This window comes from Algihabitans albus (genome assembly GCF_003572205.1).
In the GTDB taxonomy this organism is placed as follows: Bacteria; Pseudomonadota; Alphaproteobacteria; order Kiloniellales; family DSM-21159; genus Algihabitans; species Algihabitans albus.
The window spans coordinates 336,993-354,312 of record NZ_QXNY01000004.1 but is presented as its reverse complement, the minus strand read 5'-3'; the positions used below and the strand labels follow the sequence as shown (position 1 = coordinate 354,312).

The 17,320-nt window shown below is 64.3% G+C and carries 17 protein-coding genes, 1 tRNA gene and 1 pseudogene; 10 read left to right on the top strand and 9 right to left on the bottom strand.

Going from position 1 to position 17,320, the window contains the following annotated elements:
- Positions 1–56: 56 nt before the first annotated feature.
- Positions 57–131: transfer RNA gene (locus tag DBZ32_RS11770), tRNA-Gly, on the bottom strand.
- A gap of 228 nt (positions 132–359) precedes the next feature.
- On the opposite strand from DBZ32_RS11770, the gene DBZ32_RS11765 reads away from it, so the two are divergent.
- The 5 genes from DBZ32_RS11765 (at position 360) to DBZ32_RS11745 (ending at position 3,462) form a co-directional block, all read left to right on the top strand.
- The gene (locus tag DBZ32_RS11765; RefSeq protein ID WP_119167341.1) at positions 360–929 is read left to right on the top strand and encodes a prolyl-tRNA synthetase associated domain-containing protein; all 570 of its coding nucleotides are present in this window, start codon (positions 360–362) and stop codon (positions 927–929) included.
- Between the two features lie 120 nt (positions 930–1,049).
- Positions 1,050–2,021 carry a thioredoxin family protein gene (locus DBZ32_RS11760; RefSeq protein ID WP_119167340.1) on the top strand — a complete coding sequence of 324 codons (972 nt, stop codon included), beginning with the start codon at positions 1,050–1,052 and terminating at the stop codon, positions 2,019–2,021.
- Positions 2,018–2,716 carry an LON peptidase substrate-binding domain-containing protein gene (locus DBZ32_RS11755; RefSeq protein ID WP_119167339.1) on the top strand — a complete coding sequence of 233 codons (699 nt, stop codon included), beginning with the start codon at positions 2,018–2,020 and terminating at the stop codon, positions 2,714–2,716. Before DBZ32_RS11760 ends, DBZ32_RS11755 begins: the two co-directional genes overlap by 4 nt.
- Before the next feature lie 98 nt (positions 2,717–2,814).
- Positions 2,815–3,036 (top strand): Trm112 family protein, encoded by a 222-nt coding sequence (locus DBZ32_RS11750; RefSeq protein ID WP_119167338.1) that lies wholly within the window; start codon positions 2,815–2,817, stop codon positions 3,034–3,036.
- Between the two features lie 18 nt (positions 3,037–3,054).
- A complete protein-coding gene (locus DBZ32_RS11745) occupies positions 3,055–3,462 on the top strand; it encodes a gamma-butyrobetaine hydroxylase-like domain-containing protein (protein WP_119167337.1) in 408 nt (135 codons plus the stop codon).
- On the opposite strand, the gene DBZ32_RS11740 is transcribed toward DBZ32_RS11745, so the two are convergent.
- A complete protein-coding gene (locus DBZ32_RS11740) occupies positions 3,459–4,502 on the bottom strand; it encodes a DUF6635 family protein (RefSeq protein ID WP_119167336.1) in 1,044 nt (347 codons plus the stop codon). The two genes, DBZ32_RS11745 and DBZ32_RS11740, sit on opposite strands and share 4 nt — an antisense overlap.
- A gap of 180 nt (positions 4,503–4,682) precedes the next feature.
- Between DBZ32_RS11740 and DBZ32_RS11735 the strand changes: the two genes are divergently transcribed.
- A complete protein-coding gene (locus DBZ32_RS11735) occupies positions 4,683–5,891 on the top strand; it encodes a multidrug effflux MFS transporter (protein ID WP_119167335.1) in 1,209 nt (402 codons plus the stop codon).
- A 15-nt stretch (positions 5,892–5,906) separates the two neighbouring features.
- On the opposite strand, the gene DBZ32_RS11730 is transcribed toward DBZ32_RS11735, so the two are convergent.
- The gene (locus tag DBZ32_RS11730; protein WP_119167334.1) at positions 5,907–7,961 is read right to left on the bottom strand and encodes a transglycosylase domain-containing protein; all 2,055 of its coding nucleotides are present in this window, start codon (positions 7,959–7,961) and stop codon (positions 5,907–5,909) included.
- 240 nt (positions 7,962–8,201) lie between these two features.
- Entirely contained in the window at positions 8,202–10,517 is a 2,316-nt protein-coding gene (gene pflB / locus DBZ32_RS11725; RefSeq protein WP_235830154.1) for a formate C-acetyltransferase, read from the bottom strand.
- 204 nt (positions 10,518–10,721) lie between these two features.
- Between pflB and msrA the strand changes: the two genes are divergently transcribed.
- Both msrA and DBZ32_RS11715 read left to right on the top strand, forming a co-directional pair.
- Positions 10,722–11,180 (top strand): peptide-methionine (S)-S-oxide reductase MsrA, encoded by a 459-nt coding sequence (gene msrA / locus DBZ32_RS11720; protein WP_119167333.1) that lies wholly within the window; start codon positions 10,722–10,724, stop codon positions 11,178–11,180.
- An 83-nt stretch (positions 11,181–11,263) separates the two neighbouring features.
- On the top strand, positions 11,264–12,004 hold the full coding sequence (locus DBZ32_RS11715; RefSeq protein WP_119167332.1) for a tellurite resistance TerB family protein: 741 nt from the start codon (positions 11,264–11,266) through the stop codon (positions 12,002–12,004).
- 95 nt (positions 12,005–12,099) lie between these two features.
- Here DBZ32_RS11715 and DBZ32_RS11710 read toward each other — a convergent pair whose 3' ends face one another.
- The 3 genes and pseudogenes from DBZ32_RS11710 to DBZ32_RS22730 form a co-directional block, all read right to left on the bottom strand.
- Positions 12,100–12,627, bottom strand: a complete 528-nt coding sequence (locus DBZ32_RS11710; protein WP_208539200.1) for a GNAT family N-acetyltransferase — start codon at positions 12,625–12,627, stop codon at positions 12,100–12,102.
- A 7-nt stretch (positions 12,628–12,634) separates the two neighbouring features.
- Positions 12,635–12,937 (bottom strand): cupin domain-containing protein, encoded by a 303-nt coding sequence (locus DBZ32_RS22735; RefSeq protein ID WP_328587492.1) that lies wholly within the window; start codon positions 12,935–12,937, stop codon positions 12,635–12,637.
- 48 nt (positions 12,938–12,985) lie between these two features.
- A pseudogene (locus tag DBZ32_RS22730) lies at positions 12,986–13,270 on the bottom strand (helix-turn-helix domain-containing protein); the annotation flags it as partial.
- A 243-nt stretch (positions 13,271–13,513) separates the two neighbouring features.
- Here DBZ32_RS22730 and DBZ32_RS11700 point away from each other — a divergent pair.
- Positions 13,514–13,879: a response regulator gene (locus DBZ32_RS11700; RefSeq protein WP_119167330.1), complete on the top strand. Its 366-nt coding sequence runs from the start codon at positions 13,514–13,516 to the stop codon at positions 13,877–13,879.
- Positions 13,879–14,379: a hypothetical protein gene (locus DBZ32_RS11695; protein WP_119167329.1), complete on the top strand. Its 501-nt coding sequence runs from the start codon at positions 13,879–13,881 to the stop codon at positions 14,377–14,379. The genes DBZ32_RS11700 and DBZ32_RS11695 overlap by 1 nt, the downstream gene beginning before the upstream one ends.
- 53 nt (positions 14,380–14,432) lie before the next feature.
- On the opposite strand, the gene DBZ32_RS11690 is transcribed toward DBZ32_RS11695, so the two are convergent.
- Both DBZ32_RS11690 and gyrB read right to left on the bottom strand, forming a co-directional pair.
- Complete coding sequence (locus DBZ32_RS11690; protein ID WP_119167328.1) at positions 14,433–14,828, bottom strand: MAPEG family protein; 396 nt, start codon at positions 14,826–14,828, stop codon at positions 14,433–14,435.
- Between the two features lie 4 nt (positions 14,829–14,832).
- Positions 14,833–17,289, bottom strand: coding sequence for a DNA topoisomerase (ATP-hydrolyzing) subunit B (gene gyrB, locus DBZ32_RS11685; protein WP_119167327.1), 2,457 nt, complete (start codon positions 17,287–17,289; stop codon positions 14,833–14,835).
- Between the last annotated feature and the right edge of the window lie 31 nt (positions 17,290–17,320).

Here is a 17,320-nt window from a genome sequence, read left to right as displayed (position 1 = left end):
CTGCCGCAGACGGGGCAACTTTGGCAAGTTGGGATCTTCCGGGCAAAATCGAAATCTGGAGCGGGCGATGAGATTCGAACTCACGACCCCAACCTTGGCAAGGTTGTGCTCTACCCCTGAGCTACGCCCGCGCTCCTGATCGAAACCGGCGAGCCTGGACCCAGCCGGTGAGGAGGGGGAGTTAGCGCTTTTGCCTGATCGATGCAAGAGTGGAGTCGTCGCCTCGAAGGTCTCTACCGGTCTCCGGCTTCGCTCTTGCCGGTCTTGATTGGATCATGGTGCCGTGCCCTTGCGGGGCGCGGTGGACCGCGACAGGGTTGGCGATCATGACGGACGGCAGGACGGAATCGGGAGTCGAGATGGGAGGCCGAACTGAGGCGGAGACCGAAACGGCGGTTCTGCTTGCCGACGGCAGCGTACCGCTGACACCGGAGGCCTTGATCGCCAAGCTGGAGGAGTTGGGCATTGCTCAACGAAGCGTGGAGCATCCGCCGCTCTTCACCGTGGAGCAGTCCAAGGCCCTGCGCGGTCAACTGCCGGGCGGGCACACCAAGAATCTCTTTCTGCGCAACAAGAAGGGCGCCATGTGGCTGGTCACTTCGCTGGAGGACCGGCCACTCGACCTGAAGAAGCTCGGTGAGCTGTTGGGCGGCGGCCGGCTGTCCTTCGGCAGTGCCGAACGCCTGATGCGCCATCTCGGCGTCTTACCGGGCGCCGTCACGCCACTGGCCGTGATCAACGACCATGAGGCTGCCGTCACTCTGGTGCTCGATGCCGGTCTTTTGGAGCAGGAGCCGGTGAACGTTCATCCGCTGACCAACGAGCAAACGACGGCGATGGCTGCCGCCGACCTGATTCGCTTCGCCGAGTCCACTGGCCACCCGCCGCGGATCGTCGACTTGGTCCAAGCCGAGCGGGACCCAGGGTAGAACCGGCGCACCCTTGCTCTCTTGCGCTCTATTGGCCACATAAACGGCGCCTTTCGGGGCTGGCGGGGCAGCCAGCGCCCTCCACCGACACCCATCGACGAAGCAGCAGGCGGACAACTCATGTTCCCGACTTTCGGCAAGGGGCCGCAGACCCCCGAGACTCAGACCTCTACGACCCAGACCACCGCGGCCGATAGCGATTTGATCAAGGACGCGGACATGCAGTCCTTCGCACGAGACGTGCTGGACGCCTCCATGACGATGCCGATTCTTGTGGACTTCTGGGCCGACTGGTGCGGGCCCTGCAAGCAGCTCACACCTGCGCTGGAGGCCGCGGTTCGCGACGCCAAGGGCGCGATCAAACTGGTCAAGATCAACGTCGATCAGAATCAGGGACTGGCGCAACAGTTGCGCATTGCCTCGCTGCCCACCGTCTATGCTTTCTTCCAGGGCCAGCCCATCGACGGCTTCCAAGGTGCCTTGCCCGGCAGCCAGCTCAAGCAGTTCATCGATGGCGTGATCCAGACCGCCGGCGGAACCCAGGCCGCCGGAGGCGGTGAAGGCGAGGCGGTTGCTCAAGCGATGGAACAGGCCAAGCAGCTGGTTACCGAGGGCCAGAGCGAACAGGCCGCCGCCATCTACGGCCAAGTGCTGCAGCACGATCCGGAAAACCTGGACGCCCTGGGCGAATACCTGCGCTTGCTGATCGATCTCGGGCGGGCCGAGGAGGCCAAGATGGCCTTCGATCAGCTGGAGGACGAAACCAAGGCCACTCCGCAGTTGCAGCCGGTGAAGACGGCCCTGGAACTGAGCGGCGAGGGACCCGGCGCCGGCGCCATTCCCGAGCTGATGGAACGGATCGCGCAGGACTCTGCCGACCATCAGGCTCGTTTCGACCTGGCCTTGGCCCTCTATGCCGCCAACAAAAAGGAAGCCGCCGCCGAGGCGCTGCTGGACATCGTGCGTCGTCAGCGTAATTGGAACGACGAGGCAGCCCGCAAACAGCTCTTGAAATACTTCGAGGCCTGGGGCCCTGCCGACCCGCTCACTGTGGAGATGCGTCGACGTTTGTCGTCCCTTTTGTTTGCATGAAGCGTAACTCTTTCGATCCAGATTTTGAAAATCTGCCTGAAATCCTCCCGATCTTCCCGCTCTCGGGCGTCTTGCTGCTACCCGGCGGCCGGCTTCCGCTCAATGTCTTCGAGCCACGCTATCTCGCGATGGCGCGCGACGCGATTGCCAGCGACCGGCTGATCGGCATGGTTCAGCCGGTCGAAGACCCAGAAGGTGGTGCCGAGTCGCCACCCCCGCACAAGGCGGCTGCATCGGTTTATGAGGTCGGCTGCGCCGGGCGAATCACGGCCTTCAGCGAAACCGATGATGGGCGCCTGCTCATCACCTTATCCGGCCTGGCCCGGTTTCGCGTCGTCGAGGAGCTTGAGCTGAAGGAGGGATATCGCCGGGTGCGGGCTGACTGGTCGCGCTGGCGCGAGGACTTGCAGGCGGCCGAGATCAACACCGGCGGTATCGACCGGCCTCGTTTGATGCAGGCTCTGCGCGGCTACTTCGCCAATACCGGGCTTTCGGGCGACTGGGACGCCATCGAGGAAACGCCGGATGAGCGGTTGATCACCTCGCTGGCAATGATCTGCCCTTTCGAACCCAGCGAGAAGCAGGCCCTACTGGAAGCCACGGATCTTTCGGAGCGGGCGCGGACCATGACGACGATCATGGAGATGAGCACGCTGTCGGCTGGCGAAACCGGTTCCGGCGACTTGCGCCACTAGGTTAGAACGCCGACATATGAGTCGAATTGGCGCGTCCAACCGGACGATGCTCTATCGTCTCGTTTCGTGAAGCTGGCGCATAAGAGAGACCGAGTAAGATGGCCGAGAAACCCGAAGCGACCCAGGGCGAGCCCGCGACGCCGCAGAGCGTGGATCCGAAACTGCTCGAGATCCTGGTCTGTCCGCTCACCAAGACGCCCCTGGAGTATGATCGCGAAGCTCAGGAGCTGATCAGCCGTCAAGCCGGGCTCGCATATCCGATCCGCGACGGCATCCCCATTATGTTGCCCGACGAGGCCCGCAGCCTCGACGAGGCCTGATCCCGTAAGAAGACAGCCATGCCCGAACCCGTGACCTTGCCGCCGAAAAGCGGTTTCGACGTTCAGCATCATCCGCTGGAGATTCGCTACTCCAAGGAAGCCAAGACGCTGGAGGTCGAGTTCGACGACGGCGTCACCTTCGCTTTGTCGGCCGAATTGCTGCGTGTGGAAAGTCCGTCCGCCGAGGTGCAGGGGCACGGGCCGGGTCAGAAGCAGATCGTCGCGGGCCGCCGGCACGTGGGGATCATGGCGATCGAGCCCGTGGGCAGCTACGCCGTGCGGCTGAAGTTCGACGATCTGCATGACACCGGGATCTATTCCTGGGATTACCTCTATCGCCTTGGCGAGGAGCAGGACCAGCTTTGGTCCGACTATCTGGAGAACATCCAGGCACGCGGTCTGTCGCGAGAGCCCGCCCGGCGCTAGCCGGCGGGACGCATTGCCAGGCGATAGGCGCTGGTGGCGAGATCCATCAGGTCGAAGACGCGTGCGACGTAGTGGTCGCGGACGGTGAAGCTCTCCCCCTCGCCTTGCAGCAGCTCACTCTCCAGAGACGCTACCAGTTTGTTGAGGCGACGCTGATGCAGGCCGAGGTGCGCCTGCACGGGGTCCGCGATGACGCCGGCGAAGGCGGCAACCAGCGCGCCCAAGGCGAGTACGCCGCCAGTCGCCGCGGCCGTTGCCGCCACCGGCGCACTGATCGGGAAGGCTCCGTACCAGAGCCCCCCCAGGCCGGCACCTAACGGGAAGCTGACAATCGCCAGCTTTTGGGCCAGGGCCTGAGCCAGCATCGGACCGAGCGTGAGCGCTCCGGGCGTCCACTGCTTGAAAGCTAGGGCTCCGACGCCGGCGGAGATCAAGGCGTTGGTGATGTCCACCGCTGCTGTGCGGCTGCCGGTATAGTGCGCCATGGCATCTGTCAGCCAGGCGCGGAAAGCCGGGTCGTCGGCACGCCGGCCGACCGGGCGCAGCAAGCTATGCAGAACGGCGTCGATCGCCGGATCCGCGAGGATGGCTTCGGCCAAAGCGTCACGCTCCGACCGCCGGGCGGTCTGCGACTCTAGGTCTTGGACATAGGGCAGCTCGAGGAAGTCGGCGAAGACGCGCCACTCCACCTCGCGCGCCACATCGGTCGTCAGGAACAGTTGGCGCCGAGTCAGCCAAGCGGCGGTCTGTTGCCGGCCGAGGCCACGAGCGCCGGCGGCCGCCGCGCGGGTGGCGACATAGGGGAGCGCCAACATGATGTTGGCGGGGCTGCGCCACAGATCCGGGCCGAAAGCCCGGCGATGCAGCCGCATCGCGCCCCGCCAGCCGTAGGTTTCGGCCACGAAGCCCGGGATGCGCGCGCGGCGCTCGTCGCAGTAGCGCGCGATACCGGTCGTCACGGCTTGGCGCACGGCACTTTGGTCGAGCGGAAGCTGAGGGCGAGGCGCTTCGGCGAGAGAGGTGATATCTGATTCGGGCATCGCAGTTGGTGTTCTGGACGACTTTCCATTGCAGCGAGATGAGTTCCCCTTGCAGATAATTGCATAAGTGCTGGCTTGCCAGTGATCATCGCTGGCATTCAATCGGCTGTTGCGGTTACACAGAGCGTCCCCAGAACACAGCCTCTAGTAGGCTGAGACAGCAAAGACTGCACCAGAAAGATGAAGTCGGCAGATCCGCCCATCAGGATTCCGATGCTGCTGCTGATCGGGCTGGTCTCGTTCGGCCCGCTTTCGACGGATCTCTATCTGCCGTCGCTGCCGATGATCGGCGAGCGCTTCGCTGCCGATCCCGGTCAGGTGCAGCTGACCCTCTCCGTCTTTCTCGCGGGTTTCGCGATTTCGATGCTGGGCTACGGCCCGCTGTCCGATCGCTTCGGCCGTCGCCCGATTCTGATCGGCGCTTTGGCGATCTATACGGTCGCCTCGATCGCCTGCATGTTGGCGACGACGATCGAGGCGCTGATCGTGGCGCGCTTCTTCCAAGCGCTCGGAGGCTGTGCCGGACCTGTGCTCGGCCGGACTATCGTGCGCGACGTATATGGGGCGGATCGCTCTGCCAAGGTGCTTTCGACGCTCGCCATGGCCATGGCGCTGGCGCCCGCGATCGGGCCGATCCTCGGCGGTTTCCTGACCGAAGCCTACGGCTGGACCGCTAACTTCGCCCTCTTGTCGTTCTTCGGGGGCGTTATGCTGCTCGCCGTCTTTCTGCAGCTCCGCGAAACCAACCTTCATCAAGACCGGAACGCGCTGCGGCCGCTCCAGTTTCTGGCGAACTATCGAAGCCTCCTTCGGCACCGAACCTACGTAGGCTATATCGGGGTCGTGGCCTGCGGTTATGCCTCGATCTTTTCTTTCATCTCGGGATCGTCCTACACCCTGATCGAAGGCCTCGGATTGACCCCCGTGCAGTTTGGATTGTGTTTCTCCGCCGTGGTCCTGGGCTTCATGACAGGCAGCTTCCTGGCGAGCCGGCTTCATGGCCGGATGGAAACCGATCGGCAAATCCGGTTAGGCACGCACGTCATGCTCGGTGGCGGCTTGCTGGCCGCCGGTTTGGCCTGGGCCGGGGTGCACTCGATCGCAAGCGTGACCGCCCCCATGGCGATGGTGCTGGTCGGGTGCGGCTTGACGCTCCCGAACTCCATGGCGCGCGGCATCGGGCCCTTTCCGCGCATGGCGGGCGCGGCTTCGGCTCTAATGGGCTTCGTGCAGATGACAGGCGCGGCTCTCGTCGGTCTCTTTGTCGGAGCGTTTCAGGATGGCAGTCCTCATGCCATGGCAACGGCCATCGCCCTCTGCGGACTCGGTGCGGCGATCTCCTACAACCGGCTGATCCATCCCAGCGCCGAACCGGCCCCCGCAGGCTAACCTCTTCGACCCGCTTTAGCTGTCGCCGCCGGGCGGGGGAAGCCGCTCCAGCGCCCCCTCGCTCCCGCCGCCCAGGCTGCGTTCACCCGACGCCTGCCCGGTCAGGCGTTCCAGAAGGTTCTCCAGAACGCCGGGACTGCGGCTCGGTTGTGGCGCTGCGGGTGCTGCTGAGGGTGCCGCGGCAATGACACCGGTTCCCGGCAGCGGGCGTACCGGCTCCCCCTGCAAGGCCTCCGTCACCACGGCTCGCCAGAGGCGCGCCGGAGCACCGCCACCGGTCACGTGCTGCATCGCGGCACCGTCGTCGTTGCCGAGCCAGACACCGACAACCAGCTCCGCAGTATAGCCGACGAACCAGGCATCGCGGAACGATTGGCTGGTCCCGCTCTTGCCGCCGGCCGGCCGGCCGGGATCGGCGCCACGGCCGGTGCCCTCCAACATGACGCTCCGCAGCATGGCGGTCATTTCCGTCAGATCCGACGGGGCCACGATCCGTGCCGCCGCGCCGACGTCTCGTCGGTAGAGCACCTGGCCTTCGGGTGTTGTGACCTCGAGCACGGCATGCGGCCATACGGCTTGGCCGCCGTTGGCGAACACGGCATAAGCGCCGGTCAGCTCCAGCAGTGTCACTTCCGAGGTTCCCAGTGACAACGATGGCGTCGCCAGCAGGTCGCCGGCAATGCCGAGACGATGCGCGGTTTCGGCCACGCGTTCCGGACCCACCTCCAGCGTCAGGCGTGCCGCCGCCGTATTCAGAGATTTGGAGAAAGCCTCGCGAAGGGTCACTTCGCCGCGGTATTGCCGGTCATAGTTTTGCGGTTGCCACGGACCTTGTCGTGTCTCCACCGTGAGCGGTCCGTCGAACACGGTGGTCAGCGCACCACGACCCGCCTCGACCGCCGCCAGATAGACGAAGGGCTTGAAGGCCGAGCCAGGTTGGCGGCGCGCCTGAGTGGCGCGGTTGAAGGGACTGTCAGCATGGCTGCGCCCGCCGACGAGTGCACGTACGGCACCGTCCGGGCTCATCACCGCAACCGCACCCTGCCCGATCTTCGCGGTCGATCCTTCCGCTTCCAGCAGACGTTCCAACGCGGCTTCGGTCACATCCTGTACATCCGGATCGAGAGTCGTACGTACGACGATGTCGCGGTCGAGCCGGCCGAGCCAGCCTTCCGCGCGGTCCAGGGCCCAATCTGCGAAGTAGCGGGCGCGCCGGACCGGTGGCCGCCCGCGGCTCTTCGCGTCGTGAGCCTCGTCGGCCTCCTCCACCGTGATGAAATCCGCCGCGACCATGGCCGCCAGCACGGTCTTGGCGCGCCGATCGGCCAGTTCCGCGTCGTTCGCCGGGTTGTAGCGGCTGGGTGCCTTCAGCAAACCGGCGATGATCGCGGCTTCGTAGAGGTTGACCTCGGTCGCCGGCTTGCCGAAGAAGCGCTGGGCGGCTGCGTCGACGCCATAGGCTCCGGCGCCGAGGTAGACGCGGTTGAGATAGAGCGAGAGGATCTGATCCTTGCTGAGCTTGCGCTCCAGCCAGAAGGCGAGCAGCAACTCCTGCACCTTGCGTTCGATGGTGCGGTCTGGCGTGAGAAAAAGGTTCTTGGCAAGCTGCTGGCTGATCGTCGAGCCGCCCTGCACCACGGCGCCTCGCCGGATGTTGACCAGGATGGCACGTGCCAGGCCGATGAGATCCAGCCCGGGGTGACTGTAGAAGCGCCGATCTTCGATCGCGAGTACGGCCTGGGGTAGGTGCGGCGGCAGGTCCGAAACGGACAAGGCATCTCCGTAGAGATCGCCGAAACGCCCAATCTCGCTGCCATCGGCGGCCAGCAGACGAACCGTCGGTTGCCGCGTCATCTCGGCGATCTTGGACACGCTGGGAAGATCCCAAGCATACCAGGCAACGAGTCCGCCGAGCGCGAGAACCGCCCAGAGGGAGAGGGTCGTGCCCCAAATCAGGACGCGTCTCAGCGGCGAGCGGCCAGCCGTCTTCTTCGCGGAAGATCGTTTGGACTTGCTGGGCGTACGCGTACGCTTTCCGCCGGCTTTCGCTGTCTTTTTGCCACGCGCCATGCTGAGTCTGTCTTTCGAACCGCAACGCCTAAGGTCTGCCCGGTCTATCCGATGGCTGGAGTCGCCGGCAAGTGAGCGCAGACCTTCCTGCCGGATTGCGCCGGAAGTGGGGCGTGGTCGGTCGAGACGAAGCGGATTCGATCAAGCGCTGGATCCGGACGCCGGCTGACTGCCGCCGAGGCGCCGAAGAAGGCCGAACGAACGTCTCGCTGGCCGAACGGCCGATCTTGCCGGCTTCTTCTAGAGACCGCCGTGGAAGGTGCGGTTGATCACGTCGTCCTGCTGCGCGCGGGTCAGCTTGATGAAATTGACGGCGTAGCCGGAGACCCGAATGGTTAGCTGCGGGTACTTCTCCGGATGCTCCATAGCTTCCAGCAGGGTCTCGCGGTTGAGGACATTGACATTGATATGGTGGCCGCCGCGCTCGACGTAGTCGTCGATCAGCGCGATCAGGTTTTCCTCGCGCTCCCCGGGAGACTTGCCGAGCGCACCGGGGGCGACCGAGAAGGTGTAGCTGATTCCGTCCTGCGCATCGTCATAGGGCAGCTTGGCGACCGAGGCGGCGGCGGCCAGGGCGCCCTTCCTGTCGCGGCCGTGCATGGGGTTGGCCCCGGGGGCAAAAGGTGCGCCCTTCTTGCGGCCGTCCGGCGTGTTGCCGGTGGCGGTGCCGTAGACCACGTTGGACGTGATGGTCAGAACCGAGCAGGTGGGCTCGGCATTGCGGTAGGTCGGCTGTTGGCGCAGAAGGCCCATGAAGTTCCGCAGCATCTCGACGGCGAGCTCGTCCACCCTGTCGTCGTTGTTGCCGAACGCGGGGTAGTCGCCCTCGATCTCGAAGTCGACGATCAGACCGCTCTGCGGGTCGCGCTTGGGCCGCACGGTTGCATGCTTAATCGCCGAGAGACTGTCGGCCACCACCGAGAGCCCGGCGATCCCATAGGCCATGGTGCGGAAGACGTCGCGGTCGTGCAGCGCCATCTCCAGCCGCTCGTAGGCGTAGCGGTCGTGCATCATGTGGATGGTGTTCATCGCTTCGGCATAGACCCGGGCGAGCCAGCCCAGCATCGCTTCAAGTCGGGTCCTGACCTCCGCGTAGTCCAGAACGGCACCCGGATAGACGCTGCCGGCTGGGCCGACTTGCTCTCCGGTCACCTCGTCGCGTCCGCCGTTGAGAGCATAGAGCAGGGCCTTGGCCAGATTGGCGCGGGCGCCGAAGAACTGCATCTGCTGCCCGAGCCGCATGGCCGAGACGCAACAGGCGATGCCATAGTCATCGCCCCAGGCGGCCCGCATCGTCTCGTCGTTCTCGTACTGGATCGAAGAGGTCGCGATCGAAGTCGCGACGCAGAAGCGTTTGAAGGGCTCCGGCAGGTCCGGCGACCAGAGGACTGTTAGGTTCGGCTCCGGCGCGGGGCCGAGATTGTGCAGGCTCTGCAGGAAGCGACAGGTGGTCTTCGTGACCAACGGCCGGCCGTCCTCGCTCAGTCCACCGAGGCACTCGGTGACCCAGGTCGGGTCGCCGGCGAAAAGCGCGTTGTACTCCGGCGGACGCAGGAAGCGGACCAGCCGCAGCTTGATCGTCAAATCGTCGATCAACTCCTGGGCTTGCGCTTCGTCGATCAGGCCGGCGGCCAGATCGCGCTCGAAGTAGACGTCCAGGAAACTGGAGACGCGGCCGAACGACATGGCGGCGCCGTTCTGTTCCTTCACCGCGGCAAGATAGGCGAAGTAGAGCCATTGGACCGCTTCGCGGGCGCTGGTCGCCGGCCGCGAGATATCGTAGCCGTAGCGCTGCGCCATCTCGACCAGTTCTTCCAGAGCGCGGGTCTGCTCGGCCAACTCCTCGCGCAGGCGTAGGGTTTCTTCGGATGCGCCGGCCTGTGCCAGTGCGGCCTTCTCGCGATGCTTCTCCTCGATCAGGCGGGCGACGCCGTAGAGCGGTACCCGCCGGTAGTCGCCGATGATACGGCCGCGACCGTAGGCGTCCGGCAGACCGGTGATGATACCATTGCTCCGACAGGCGAGGATCTCGTCGGTATAGGCGTCGAAGACCGCCGTGTTGTGGTCCTTGCGATAGCGCTGGAAGACCTCGCGGATTGCCGGGTCCAACTCGAAACCATAGGCCTCGAGCGCTTTCTCGACGAGGCGCAGGCCGCCGGCCGGAAGGATTGCGCGCTTCAACGGAGCATCGGTTTGCAGGCCGACGACCAACTCCGCGTCACGGTCGATATAGCCCGGTGCATGGGCCAGGATCGACGACCCGATATCGGCGGATACGGCGAGGACGCCGGCTTCGCGCTCGGCGGCGAGAAGGTCGGCCACTCGTTCCCAGAGCGCCTCCGTGCGTGCGGTGGGTCCGGCGAGGAAATCGATTTCACCGTCGTATGGCCGCAGGTTGCACTGGATGAAATCGCGCAAATCGATCTGGCGCTGCCATCGGCCCGGCTGGAAACCCGCCCAGGGGCCCGCCTTCGGGCTGTCCGCCAAACCTGCCGCGATCTGGTTCCTGCGATCCGCCTCGGCAAGGCCGCCGGGCTGCATCGGAACATCATACATACGGTTCGCTCCTTTGCTGCTCACCGCTTTCCGCGGTCGCGGCATCCGTTGCTATGGCCTGCCGCGAGCATGATCCTTGGAGGTTGCAGGGATACCGGTTTTCTCGCATTGAGGTGCCTCAAGTCCGACTGGGGGACTGGAGCGGAGGGCCCGCGGTTCCTAAATGTGGGAGGAAAGTTTTCTGCGATAGGAAAGGCGTCGACGATGGAAAAAGCGATCTTCGCGGCCGGCTGTTTCTGGGGAATCGAGGCGGCCTTTCGCCGCCTGCCAGGCGTCACGGAGGCGATCAGCGGCTATACTGGCGGTATCACCGAAAGCCCCAGCTACGAGCAGGTCTGCGGCGGACAGACCGGTCACGCCGAGGCGGTCGAAGTGACCTACGATCCGGCGAAGATCGGCTACGGAGAGCTGGTCGACATCTTCTTCGAGCTGCACGACCCGACCCAGATCAACCGCCAGGGTCCGGATATCGGCACTCAGTATCGTTCGGGACTCTTTCCCTTGAACGATGACCAGGCCGAGATCGCGCGCGCGAAAAAGCAGGCCTTGATCGAGCGTGGCCGAGATGTGGCGACGGAAATCACGCCGGGCGGGCCCTTCTGGCCGGCCGAAGATTATCATCAGCGCTACTTCGAAAAGCGGGGCCTGGCGCAGCACGGCTAGAGCGCGTTCGAAGACCGGCCGCAAGCGTCGTTGTCGCGCGGTCGCGATATCGGCTTGGCCATAGGGTTCAAAGGGATAACGGGATGTTCGACGCAAACAAGGTGCTCGGCAGTCTGCTGGGCGGCCAGGAGGGCAAGGCGGCCGCGAAAGGCGCCTTCGGAGGCAGCTTGGCGGGCGGTCTGGCCGGCACGGTGCTCGGCAACGTACTGACCGGCAAGGGTGGCAAGAAGCTCGGCAAGCGTGCGGTGCAGATGGGCGGCCTGGCTGTGGTCGGTGGCGTCGCCTATGCCGCCTGGAAGCACTACAACAACCGGGATGCCTCCGGCCGCCCGCAACAGGCAAACGCCGAGGATGCGTTGACCCCGCCGCCGGCCGACAGCGGCTATCTGCCGCCGACCGCCTACACCCGAAGCGGAACCATGGCTCAGCCGGTGCCGAAGTTGCCGGCGCCGGATCCGCAACAGAACGATCTTTCGCTGTTGCTGCTGCGGGCGATGATTTCCGCCGCAAAGGCCGATGGACAGATCGATTCGGACGAGCAGCGCCGCATTTTCGAGCGCCTGGGCGACGCCGGTTTGGATGCGGAGGAGCGCGCCTTCCTGTTCGACGAACTGGGCAAGCCGCTGGATCTCGAGGCGCTGGTTCGGGGCGTCGACCGCCCGGAAGTCGCTGCCGAGGTCTATGCGGCCTCGGTGCTGGCGATCGAGGTCGACAGCCCGGCCGAGCGCGGCTATCTGCAGATGCTGTCAGGTCGTCTGGGTCTGGAGGATGGTTTGGCCAAGCAGATCGAGGCCGAAGTGGCGGCGGTCAAGGCGGCCGGCTAGAACCGTTTCGAGGCTGTTCGCGCGATCCGTCGCGTCGATGCTGCGATGTCCGGAGGTGCCGAGAGTGGCAGAAGAAACCAAAAATTCTCGGTGTCTTAGAGGGATTTGTACATATAGGTCGTGGCGTCGTAGCGCTCTTCTTCCGGCGCGCGGGCAAAGCCGGGGATGACCCCTGCGGTCAGATATCCCAAGCCCCGATAAAGCGGCTCCGCATTGTCGCCCGTTCTGGTATCCAGGGTGACCAAGGCCTTGCCGAGACGCCGCGCCTCGGACTCGAGAGCGACCATGAGCCGTTTCGCGATCCCGCGGTTCCGGAAATCCGGATGTACGAGCAGTTTCGACACCTCGCAGCGGTGCGCCTGGTTCGGCGGCATCTCGAGATCCAATTGAACTGTGCCGGCAACCTTGTCGCCGAGCCGCGCGACCAAAAGAGTGCGCGTTCCACGTTTCACTGACGGCAAGACTCTCTCGCGCCAGAAGGTCCGGCTGTCGTCGAGAGAGTAGGGAAGAACGAAGTTGACGCTGGCACCGGCAGCGACCGATGCCTGGAGAATTTCCGCCAGGTCGTCGAGATTTGCGACCAGCGCCTCGGCATCGAGTCGTTTGATTTCGATTTCCATCATGCCGCCGTCAAATCAGGACCAGGATGTACCTGGCGAACGTTTGTTTGCCTGTACGAAACTCCGTCGATCCGAAGAGCTGATACCTAAGGCAGTCTCCAGCAGTCAGATTGTGGCGCTGCCCTTCGACCGAGACCTCCAGATCGCCCTCCAGCAGAACGAGATGATGCTCCAGCCCCGGAACGGGTGGTAGATCGTAGGCAAGACAGGTGTCGGCTTTCAGTTCGCACTCGAGGACTTCCGCCGCCAGTCCGCTGCCTGGCGGAGAGACTGCGCGCCGCACGAACCCGGTCTTCTCGTCACACCAAGCCATCTGCTTATCCCTCCGGACGACCGGACTGAAGCTTTCCTCGACCATCGACAGCAGCCGTGACGGCGTAAGTCGATAGGTCGTACAGAGCTTGCCCAGAATGTCTGCCGTTGGACTGACCTCGGCGTTTTCGAGGCGAGAGAGCGTTGCGCGGCTGACTCCGCTTTGCTCCGCGAGGCGATCGAGAGACCAGCCGCGATCTTGACGGAGACGTCTGAGACGATCGGCCAACCTCGTGGTCAGTGTGGTGGTCAACAGGGATATTCCGAAAATGAGAGAAAATCTCGAATATGAGAATTCGCAAGATATCTCGGTTAAGTCAATCGGAAAGTGCACACCGCGGGCGCCTCGCGATCAGTCCAGTCACCCGTGGGGCACACGATCAGCGATTCCCAGGCTGACCCTTGTCGACTGGAGCGTGATCGCCTTCGCCGCCAGACAACCCGGATTAGACAGAAGCTGCGCCATAAGAAGACGAGCTGCACCAGCAACAGTCGAAATAGCTGTCAGGCCGGCGCTGCTATGAGATCCTTAACCGACTTAGTAATAGACTTTCTCATCGTGTGATGGAGGGACCGAATGAAGACTTGTCTGGTTGTCGACGACTCCAAGGTGGTGCGGATGGTCGCCCGCCGGATCCTGGAGGGATTCGATTTTCAAGTCGAAGAAGCCGCGGATGGCCAGCAGGCGCTCGACTACTGCAAAGCCCAGTTCCCGGACGCCGTTCTGCTCGACTGGAACATGCCGGTGATGAACGGCCTCGAGTTCCTAGTGGCGCTGCGCGCGCTGCCTGGCGGAGGCGAACCGGCGGTCGTGTTCTGCACGACCGAGAACGACATGACGCACATCGCCAAGGGGATCGAGGCGGGCGCCAACGAATACATCATGAAACCCTTCGATGCCGACATCATCGAATCAAAGTTCGCGCAGGTCGGGCTGCTCTAATGCGCCGCCACCACTTGATCGAGGAAGCCAAGGCGGAGCTCGATGTCGCCTATGACGCGGTCAAGCAGGCTGAAACGGACCTGATGCGTCTGGAGTTCGACTACAACGAGCGCGTCAAAGAGGCTAACGGCTGTGCGGACCCTGCTTTTCTCGCGTCTCTGACGCAGGAAAAGGAACAGCAGCAGCAGTCCCTCGACTTGGAGGCGCTGTACGCCTTGCAGCAGACGGCGACGCAGCGCTTCGCCCTCGTCAGTGCCTCCTTCGGGATCGTTGGGTCGATCAAGGACCCGCATATGACGGTCGATCTGATCGTCCGCCTTCTATTTCAAGAAGACGAACTGCGGCGCAACCGCGTCGCCATTGAGCGAAACCTGCGGTCCTTCCACAAGAGCCTTCGAGCCTACATGTTGGAAGATAGCAGTTCGGAGAACGATGCAGCGATCCGCGAAAGCTGGGCGGCCATCGAGGGCATCCTGCGTGACCTCGGACGCGAGATCTGACGCTACCAGACAGATCGAGCAGGTAGTCTCCGGCGCCTAAATCCGAGGCAGTTTCAGCCGAACAGGCCGAAGATCAGCATGAAGAGCGTCGCCAGAAAGCCGACGAACCAGATTGCCGAGCGCCAGGGACTGAGTCCGAGGGCATAGGCGGGCACATAGGCCAGCCGTGCGATCAGGTAGGCGAGGGCGCAGCCTTCCGTAAGAGCCTCGCCGGATCTGTTGCCGAGCTCCAGGACCGTTACCGCGACGGCGAAGAGCAGCAGGCTCTCGGTCATGTTGCTCAGGGCGCGCTGGAGCCGCCCGGTCACGCCGTCGATGCGCCGCGGCTCGTCCCGGGGTCCCATGAGCCAGCGCGGATCGAGTTTCAGGTTCGCGGCTACGGAAAGACAAAGCAGTTGCCCGGCCCACAGCAAGCCGGCCAGCGCGAGGATCTGGAGTTCCAGGGTCATGCGCCTAAACGTCCAGGTTCGAAACCTCCAAGGCATTTTCCTGGATAAACTCGCGGCGTGGCTCGACCACATCGCCCATCAGCGTATCGAACAGGCCGTCCGCCGCCTCCGCCTGGGCGACGCGCACCTTCAGCAGGGTCCGGGCTTCGCGGTCCAAGGTGGTCTGCCAGAGCTGATCCGGGTTCATCTCGCCGAGTCCCTTGTACCGGGCGACGGAGACGCCTTTGCGACCCCAGCGCATGACCGTGTCGGCCAGATCGCTCGGACCGTGCACCAGGGCTTCCTCACCATCCGAAGAGACCAGTGTCCCGGCCTTGGTATAGGTTTCCTGGAGGTCCGCCGCCATGCTGTCGAGCCGGCGCGCTTCCGCCGACCTCAGCATGGTGGCGTCGATCTGACGGTGCTGAGTAACGCCACGCAGGACGCGTGAGAAAACCAGGCCGCCGTCTTCGCCGACGCCGCCTGTCCAGTCCGGATCCCAATCCTGGCCTGCATGCAGGGCGTTGAGCCGCCGTGCGAGATAGGCGGCAACCTCGGCGGCCTGTTCCGGTTCGGAGAGAATCTGGGCGTTGAGGGCGCCGGCGATCGCGGCCTGCTCGACCATCTCCAGTGCACCGGCCTTGCGTGCCAAGGGGGCCATCAGATGGCGAGCGTCCACGGCCTTGCGCACGAGCGCCTGCAAATCCGCTGTGCTGCGCTGGCTGCCGCTGTGATCGGTGAAGAGCACGCCTTCGGTGCCTTCGGTGATCAGGAAGTCCTCCAGGTCGTGATCGCCCTTCAGGTAGCGTTCGGAGGACTTGCGCTTGACCTTGTAGAGCGGCGGCTGGGCGATATAGAGGTTGCCGGCCTCGATCAGTGGGCGCATCTGCCGGAAGAAGAAGGTCAGCAGCAGGGTCCGGATATGGCTGCCGTCGACGTCGGCATCGGTCATGATGACGATCTTGTGGTAGCGCAGCTTGCCGAGGTCGAACTCGTCGGGGCCGATTCCGGTGCCGAGTGCCGTAATCAGCGTGCCGATTTCCTGGCTCGACAGCATCTTGTCGAAGCGCGCGCGCTCGACGTTGAGGATCTTGCCGCGCAGGGGCAGGATCGCCTGGAAGCGCCGGTCGCGGCCCTGCTTGGCCGAACCGCCGGCCGAATCGCCCTCGACGATGAAGAGCTCCGACAAGGCCGGGTCGCGCTCCTGACAGTCCGCCAGTTTGCCGGGCAGCGAGGCCACGTCGAGCGCCGACTTGCGACGTGTCAGTTCGCGGGCCTTGCGGGCCGCCTCGCGGGCAGCGGCGGCCTCGACCACCTTGGACACGATCCGCCGCGCTTCGGCGGGATGTTCCTCGAAGTACTGCTCCAGCTTCTCGCTGATGACGGTCTCGACCACCGGGCGGACCTCGCTGGAAACCAGCTTATCCTTGGTCTGGCTTGAGAACTTGGGGTCCGGCACCTTGACCGAGAGAACGCAGGTCAGGCCTTCCCGGCAATCTTCGCCGGCCAGGGATACCTTCTCCTTCTTCGCCAGGCCGGTGCCGGTGGCATAGGCGTTCACCTGTCGGGTCAGAGCTGCGCGGAAGCCGGCCAGGTGGGTGCCGCCATCGCGCTGGGGGATGTTGTTGGTGAAGCAGAGCGTGGCCTCGTGGAAGGCGTCGGTCCACTGCAATGCCGCTTCCACCACGATCCCGTCGCGCTCGGCGGCGATCACCACCGGCGGATCGATCAACGGCGTCTTGGCTCTGTCGAGATAGCGCACGAAGGCCTCGACACCGCCCTCGTAATGCAGGTTCACGACCTTGGGTTCCGGATGGCGTGCATCGGTCAGGCGGATGTACACGCCGGAGTTCAGAAAGGCCAGCTCGCGCAAGCGATGCTCGAGGGTCGCCTGGTCGAACTCGACCATGGTGAAGGTCTTGGTGCTCGGCAGGAAGGTGACCTCGGTGCCCGATCTCTCGGGCGCCGGTCCGACACGCTCCAGCGGCGCTTCGGCTTCGCCGTGGCAAAAGCGGATCAAATGCTCGCTTCCGTTGCGCCAGATCCTCAGCTCCAGCCATTCGCTCAGCGCATTGACCACCGAAACGCCCACGCCATGAAGACCGCCGGAGACCTTGTAGGAGTTCTGGTCGAACTTTCCGCCGGCGTGCAGGCGGGTCATGATCACCTCGGCGGCCGAAACCCCTTCCTCCTTGTGAATCTCGGTCGGGATGCCGCGCCCGTTGTCACGCACCATGACGCTGCCGTCGCCGTTCAACTGCACCTCGACGAGGTCGCAGTGGCCGGCCAGGGCCTCGTCGATCGCATTGTCCACGGCCTCGTAGACCATGTGGTGCAGACCGGTACCGTCGTCGGTGTCGCCGATGTACATGCCAGGGCGCTTGCGGACCGCTTCCAGGCCGCGCAGCACCTTGATGGATTCGGCGCCGTAGGCGGCGGGATCGCCTCCGTTCTGGTCCGGCGTGGGGGTCTCGTCAGCCATACTTTCTAGTCCTTACGGGAACGAAACGAAC

Coding starts and splice junctions, on each gene's coding strand:
- DBZ32_RS11765 (WP_119167341.1), top strand. CDS start 360: ATGGGAGGCCGAACTGAGGCGGAGACCGAAACGGCGGTTCTGCTTGCC.
- DBZ32_RS11760 (WP_119167340.1), top strand. CDS start 1,050: ATGTTCCCGACTTTCGGCAAGGGGCCGCAGACCCCCGAGACTCAGACC.
- DBZ32_RS11755 (WP_119167339.1), top strand. CDS start 2,018: ATGAAGCGTAACTCTTTCGATCCAGATTTTGAAAATCTGCCTGAAATC.
- DBZ32_RS11750 (WP_119167338.1), top strand. CDS start 2,815: ATGGCCGAGAAACCCGAAGCGACCCAGGGCGAGCCCGCGACGCCGCAG.
- DBZ32_RS11745 (WP_119167337.1), top strand. CDS start 3,055: ATGCCCGAACCCGTGACCTTGCCGCCGAAAAGCGGTTTCGACGTTCAG.
- DBZ32_RS11740 (WP_119167336.1), bottom strand. CDS start 4,502: ATGCCCGAATCAGATATCACCTCTCTCGCCGAAGCGCCTCGCCCTCAG.
- DBZ32_RS11735 (WP_119167335.1), top strand. CDS start 4,683: ATGAAGTCGGCAGATCCGCCCATCAGGATTCCGATGCTGCTGCTGATC.
- DBZ32_RS11730 (WP_119167334.1), bottom strand. CDS start 7,961: ATGGCGCGTGGCAAAAAGACAGCGAAAGCCGGCGGAAAGCGTACGCGT.
- pflB (WP_235830154.1), bottom strand. CDS start 10,517: ATGTATGATGTTCCGATGCAGCCCGGCGGCCTTGCCGAGGCGGATCGC.
- msrA (WP_119167333.1), top strand. CDS start 10,722: ATGGAAAAAGCGATCTTCGCGGCCGGCTGTTTCTGGGGAATCGAGGCG.
- DBZ32_RS11715 (WP_119167332.1), top strand. CDS start 11,264: ATGTTCGACGCAAACAAGGTGCTCGGCAGTCTGCTGGGCGGCCAGGAG.
- DBZ32_RS11710 (WP_208539200.1), bottom strand. CDS start 12,627: ATGATGGAAATCGAAATCAAACGACTCGATGCCGAGGCGCTGGTCGCA.
- DBZ32_RS22735 (WP_328587492.1), bottom strand. CDS start 12,937: ATGGCTTGGTGTGACGAGAAGACCGGGTTCGTGCGGCGCGCAGTCTCT.
- DBZ32_RS11700 (WP_119167330.1), top strand. CDS start 13,514: ATGAAGACTTGTCTGGTTGTCGACGACTCCAAGGTGGTGCGGATGGTC.
- DBZ32_RS11695 (WP_119167329.1), top strand. CDS start 13,879: ATGCGCCGCCACCACTTGATCGAGGAAGCCAAGGCGGAGCTCGATGTC.
- DBZ32_RS11690 (WP_119167328.1), bottom strand. CDS start 14,828: ATGACCCTGGAACTCCAGATCCTCGCGCTGGCCGGCTTGCTGTGGGCC.
- gyrB (WP_119167327.1), bottom strand. CDS start 17,289: ATGGCTGACGAGACCCCCACGCCGGACCAGAACGGAGGCGATCCCGCC.